General features: G+C 35.4%; 5 protein-coding genes. All 5 read right to left on the bottom strand.

What is annotated here, in order from left to right:
• Positions 1–101: 101 nt before the first annotated feature.
• Positions 102–1,748: a peptide ABC transporter substrate-binding protein gene (locus tag ABF633_RS20340; protein WP_415526490.1), complete on the bottom strand. Its 1,647-nt coding sequence runs from the start codon at positions 1,746–1,748 to the stop codon at positions 102–104.
• A gap of 96 nt (positions 1,749–1,844) precedes the next feature.
• The gene (locus tag ABF633_RS20345; RefSeq protein ID WP_415526492.1) at positions 1,845–2,822 is read right to left on the bottom strand and encodes an ABC transporter ATP-binding protein; all 978 of its coding nucleotides are present in this window, start codon (positions 2,820–2,822) and stop codon (positions 1,845–1,847) included.
• Positions 2,822–3,829 carry an ABC transporter ATP-binding protein gene (locus ABF633_RS20350; protein ID WP_415526494.1) on the bottom strand — a complete coding sequence of 336 codons (1,008 nt, stop codon included), beginning with the start codon at positions 3,827–3,829 and terminating at the stop codon, positions 2,822–2,824. The genes ABF633_RS20345 and ABF633_RS20350 overlap by 1 nt, the downstream gene beginning before the upstream one ends.
• A gap of 13 nt (positions 3,830–3,842) precedes the next feature.
• Positions 3,843–4,757, bottom strand: coding sequence for an ABC transporter permease (locus tag ABF633_RS20355; protein WP_415526496.1), 915 nt, complete (start codon positions 4,755–4,757; stop codon positions 3,843–3,845).
• Positions 4,758–4,770: 13 nt separating this feature from the next.
• Positions 4,771–5,691 (bottom strand): ABC transporter permease, encoded by a 921-nt coding sequence (locus ABF633_RS20360; protein ID WP_415526498.1) that lies wholly within the window; start codon positions 5,689–5,691, stop codon positions 4,771–4,773.
• Positions 5,692–5,844: the final 153 nt, after the last annotated feature.

Consider the following 5,844-nt stretch of genomic DNA (forward strand, 5'->3'; position numbering starts at 1 on the left):
AGTTCTTGGCATCAGGTGGAGTTTTTGTTTATGACCTCTGATGCTTACTAACAGATTTCTAAATAAAAGAAATCCTCCAGAAAATCTGGAGGAAAACTTAATTATTTTTGTACATATGCATTTTGGAAGTATAAAGTATCCATTGGAGTTCTGAAAACACCTTTTACATAGCTCTTTGCACATGATACTACATTGTATTCATATAGAGGAAGTACAGGCATATCTTTCATTAATATATCCTGTGCCTGATGCATTTCGTCATCTCTCTTTGCTGCATTTGGCTCAGATTTAGCAGCAGCAATAAGTTTATCGTAATCTGGATTACTATATCCAGCTACATTGTTTCCAGCACCTGTAACCCACATGTCAAGGAATGTCATTGGATCTGCATAGTCTGCTGACCAGCCATTTCTAGCCATAATGTATTGATGCTTAGTTGTATCATTAAGTTGAACTGTTCTTTCAACACTTCTAAGTGTTATGTCTATATTTAAGTTTTTCTTAAGCATATCCTGAACTGTTTGCGCTACACTTTGATGACCTTGACCATTGTTGTATATTAACTCAAGGTTAGGGAATCCCTTTCCATCTGGATAACCTGCTTCTGCTAAAAGCTGTTTAGCCTGTGCTACATCACCCTCTGGTTTATAGTACTGTTTATCTTTAAATTCTTTTCCATTGATAAGCATACCACTTGGTACAAAGCTTGTTGAAGGAGTCTGGCCGCCCTTTGTAACATCTTTAACTATTTTAGTTCTGTCTATGGCAAGAGAAATCGCCTGTCTAACCTTAACGTCCTGCATAACCTTAGCAGCAGCTGGATTGATTTTAGCTGCATCTGGAGCTAAATTAAAGCTATAGTAGTATGTTCCAAGATTTACATAAGTCTTTGCAGTACCATTCTTTAATAATGTAGGAATCTGTTCTGTTGGTGGTGCATCTATTATATCCACCTGACCAGATTGGAATGCAGACATATAACTAGTTTCCTGATCTAATACTGTATATTTCAAAGTAGTAAGCTTAACGCTTTTAGCATTCCAATAATTAGGATTTGGAACAAATGTTAAACTGTCTTTTGGTTTCCAATCCTGAAGCTTGAAAGCTCCGTTAGAAACATAAGTTGCACCTTTAGTTGCCCAATCCTTAGGATGAGCATCTACTATATCTTTTCTTATAGGCATATAAGTTTGGAATGAAGCAAGAAATAAAAAGTATGGTGTTGGATTTTCTAAATCTACATCGAGCGTATAGTCATCAGTAGCTTTAACACCTACCTGATCTGCACTTCCTTTACCTTCATTATAAGCTTCTCCACCCTTTAAATAATAAAGCTGATAAGCGTAGTCTGATGCAGTTTCTGGAGCTAATGCTCTCTTCCAAGCATATTCAAAGTCTTGAGCTTTAACTGGTTTTCCATCGGACCATTTAGCATCTTTTCTAAGATGGAATGTGTAATGCTTTCCATCACTACTAATATCCCATTTTGTAGCAACTCCTGGTATTGGTTGGCTTTTTGTATCCAAATCAGTCAAACCTTCAAAGGCATTGGCAATTACTGTAGAACCTTCTACGGAACTGTTAAGACCTGGATCAATAGTCTTAGGATCTGCACCTAAATTATAAGTTATTTTTTGTTCTGATTTTGTTGTGCTGCCAGTATTACTTCCACAACCGCTTAACAGTGTTCCCACTATTGCTGCAGACATAACCAACGCACATAATCTTGATTTTTTACTCTTTAGCATAAGATTTCCCCCTTAAATATATTTTTTATTTTTTTTAGTATATTCAATCAGCAGACTAATTATACACTAATAATAGCCTACTGGTTCAATCGTAATTTAATATAAATGACAAGCTACACAGTGACCATTACCCTGATCCTTTAATTCTGGTTCTAATTCCTTGCAAATTGGCTTAGCATAGCTGCATCTATCTTTAAACCTGCAGCCCGGCGGCGGATCAATTGGAGATGGTATTTCTCCCTGGAGCATAATTCTCTTATTGTCTGCTGCTGCATCAGGATCTGGTATAGGTATAGCTGAAAGCAATGCTTTAGTGTATGGGTGAAGCGGATTCCTATATAATTCATTGCTTTCTGCTATCTCCACCAATTTTCCCAAATACATAACACCAATTTTATCTGATATATGTTTTACCATGGATAAATCATGTGCTATAAATAAATAAGTAAGACCTAAATCCTTTTGAAGATCTTCAAGCATATTAACTACCTGTGCCTGTATGGAAACATCTAAGGCTGATATAGGCTCATCACATACAATAAATTCAGGCTGTACTGCTAGTGCTCTAGCAATACCAACTCTTTGCCTTTGACCCCCTGAAAACTCATGAGGATATCTGCTGGCATGATCAGTATTTAAACCAACTCTGCTGAGAAGATATTGTACTCTTTCATTTCTCTCTTTTTTATTCATTAATTTATGGATATCTATGGCTTCACCAATTATATCCCCTACAGTCATTCTAGTATTTAGTGAAGCATATGGATCTTGAAATATCATTTGCATCTTTCTTCTATAGGGAATCATTTCCTTTGGAGAAAGTTTTGCAATATCCCTACCATCGTATATTATCTGACCGCTTGTTGGTTCATAAAGCTTAATTATAGTTCTGCCTATAGTAGTTTTACCACAACCAGACTCACCAACAAGTCCTAAAGTCTCTCCTTTTGCTATAGAAAAAGAAACATTATCTACAGCTTTAACTAAACTCTGCTTTTTTCCCATTAAACCTTTATTTATAGGGAAAAATTTCTGCAAATTCTTTATCTCTAATAGTGTTTTCTTATCACTCATTATTTATTCCTCCCTGTATCAGGCGTAACCTTAGGTGCATCAGGATGATTTAACCAACATGCAGAATAATGACCTTCATCTATTTTAAAATTCTCCGGTCTATTGTCTATACAGATTTTCATGGCATATTCACACCTTTGAGCAAAAGGACAGCCTTTAGGTGGATTCAATAAATCCGGCGGATTACCTTCTATAGGCTTTAACCTTTCCTTTACATCTTCTTTAGGATTAGGTATACTCCTTAGAAGGCCCCAGGTATAGGGATGTTTAGGATTATAAAATATGTCTCTGCTAGTTCCGCTTTCTACAACAGTACCACCATACATAACATTTATTCTATTACATACGTCAGCCACAACTCCCAAATCGTGAGTTATGAGAATAATAGACATATTTAATTTTTCCTTAAGATCTTTCATAAGTTCAAGTATTTGAGCCTGTATGGTAACATCCAGTGCAGTAGTAGGTTCATCTGCTATTAAAAGTTTAGGACCGCATACAAGAGACATGGCAATCATAGCTCTTTGTCTCATACCGCCAGAAAATTCATGAGGATATTGTTTTATTCGCTTTTCAGGGCTTGGTATACCTACTAGTCTTAACATCTCTATAGCCTTTTTAGTTGCCTCGGCCTTACTTAATTTTTTATGCTTCATAAGTGGTTCTATAAGCTGATTTCCTATGGTAAATACAGGATTTAAAGAAGTCATTGGATCCTGAAATATCATACTTATTTCATTTCCCCTAATCTTCTCCATTTCCTTTTCGGAAAGCTTAGTTAAATCCTTGCCTTCAAACAGTATTTCTCCCTGTTTTATCTCTCCATTATCTTCAAGTAAGCGCATTAGCGACATCATAGTTATACTTTTTCCACTGCCAGATTCACCAACTATTCCAATGGCTTCTCCCTTATATAAATCAAGACTTACGCCTCTTACTGATTTAACTTCTCCCACATGAGTGTGAAAGGAAGTGTGTATATTATTAATTTGGAGTAACTTTTCCATTATAATCCTCCTATTATTTTCTCATCTTTGGATCAAGGGCATCTCTTAGTCCATCACCGAGTAAATTAAACGCTAACATTGTAATACATATTGCCATTGCTGGGAAAAACAATTGGAAAGGATAAAGCTGATAGCCTTCCAATGCATCTGAAGCTAGAGTTCCCCAGGATGCCATAGGTGCCGGAACCCCAAGACCTATAAAGCTCAAAAATGCCTCTTGGAAAATAGCATCAGGTACTGATAAGGTCAATGTAACTATTATAGGCCCCATACAATTTGGAATTAAATGCTTTAATAATATTCTCATTGGAGATGCCCCTAAAGTTTTAGCCGCCAAAACAAACTCCTGTTGTTTAAGAGACATAACCTGCCCTCTAACTATTCTGGCCATAGTTATCCAAAAAGCCACCGCCAGAGCAATAATAATACTCTTGAGTCCTGTTCCTAACACAACCATAAATAGTATTACATATATAGTTATGGGAATTGCATATATGGCCTCAACTATTCTCATCATTATATTATCTACTTTACCACCAAAATATCCTGCTATACCTCCATATACAACTCCAATTAGAATACTTAATATGCTGGCAACATATCCAACTGTAAGAGATATTCTCGCTCCGTACAAAACTCTTACAAAGGAATCTCTACCAAATTTATCCGTTCCAAACCAATGTGCAGCACTAGGTCCTTGATTAGCAATGGCAAAGTTTTGTGTATGATAATCGTATTTTGAAAACATTGGTCCAAATATGGCAAGCAACGTAACTAAAATAACTACTATCAACCCCAACATAGCAAGTTTATTTTTTCTAATTCTCATCCAGACATCCTGCCAATAAGTAAGGCTTGGTCTTACCACTTCAATATTAGCCTTGTCCTTATTAGGAATTCTTTCAAACATATCTTTTGGAAATTCCATTTCAGTTCCTCCCTTAATTTTCCAGCTTTATTCTAGGATCAATAACTACATATAATATATCAACAATAAAATTAGCAACTATTAATAATGTACAGAAAAATATAGTTACTCCTAATGTAGTAGAATAATCTCTATTACCTATACTTTGAACAAATTCTTTACCTAGCCCAGGTACTCCAAAAAGTGATTCAATTATAAAGCTTCCAGAAAGAACACTGGCAAGTAATGGTCCCAAATAGGTAACAAGTGGTATAAGTGAGTTTCTAAGAGCATGTTTAACTACAACTTTTCCCTTTGAAAGTCCTTTTGCTTTTGCTACTTTTATATAATCTTGTCTAACTACTTCTAGTAAACTTGATCTCACCAATCTTGATATAAAGGCAGTAGAATATCCAGAGAGGGCCAAAGCAGGCAGTACCATATATTGCGGTCCATCAAAACCTACTGCTGGAAACCATCCAAGTTTTACTGCAAAGAAATATATAAATATTGTTGCCATTACAAAACTTGGAATAGTGACTCCAATCGTTGAAATAATCATACATAGGTTGTCCTGCCATTTGCCTTGCTTGAGGGCTGCAATTATTCCCATGATCAAACCAAATATAACTGAAATTCCAACAGCTGTGAATCCAAGTTTAGCGGAAGCTGGAAAGGAATAGGCAATCATATCATTTACAGTTCTTCCTTCATACATCATAGAAGGTCCTAAATCACCGTGTATAAGATCCTTAAGATACATAGCATATTGCTGGCCTAAAGGCTTGTCAAGACCAAACTTTGCCTCTAAATTCGCCTTAATTGCCGGCGGTAATACTTTTCCACCATCAAATGGGCCGCCTGGCACTGCGTGCATTAAAAAAAATGTTGCGGTTATTACAACCCAAATGGTTATAATACTAGATACTAATCTTTTCAAGATATACTTGAGCATATTTTTTCCTCCAATTTAATAATTTATAATTAACTATATAAATTCTCATTAATTACAATTAATGAATTTTTTATACTTAATTGTATTCATCTTCTTAACTGATCAGAATATCAAATTAATAATTTTTATATAACGATAATGATAATATAATAA

Origin of the sequence: Clostridium sp., assembly GCF_047718555.1 — a bacterium.
Lineage (GTDB): Bacteria > Bacillota > Clostridia > Clostridiales > Clostridiaceae > Clostridium_I.